At 65.0% G+C, this 383-nt stretch carries 1 protein-coding gene; it reads right to left on the bottom strand.

What is annotated here, in order from left to right; genetic code table 11:
• The coding region (locus tag AB4118_RS34200; RefSeq protein WP_441493924.1) for an aldehyde dehydrogenase family protein at positions 1 to 383 on the bottom strand (383 nt) is incomplete at both ends.

Raw genomic sequence — 383 nt, 5'->3', positions numbered from 1 at the left:
TTCTTCATCGGGTTGGAGGCGATGCAGGCGGCCGCAACCTTGCGGCCGGTCGAGACGAGCGCATCGTCGACGACGAGGCCCTTCATGCGCTCGATCGCGGCCTCGACGAAGCGATCATGGATGCCTTCGGTGACGATCAAGCGCGAGGAAGCCGTGCAACGCTGGCCGGTCGAGAAGAAGGCGCCATTGACCGCGGTCTCGACCGCGAGCTTGAGATCGGCATCGTCCAGCACGACGAGCGGGTTCTTGCCGCCCATCTCGAGCTGAACCTTCTTCATCGGGTTGGAGGCGATGCAGGCGGCCGCAACCTTGCGGCCGGTCGAGACCGAGCCGGTGAAGCTGATCGCATGCACATCCTTGTGCTCGAGCAGCGCCTGCCCGAC

The sequence above is a fragment of the Allobosea sp. 2RAB26 genome (genome assembly GCF_052115465.1).
Classification (GTDB): domain Bacteria; phylum Pseudomonadota; class Alphaproteobacteria; order Rhizobiales; family Beijerinckiaceae; genus Allobosea.
This window is presented reverse-complemented; position numbering and strand designations above follow the sequence as displayed.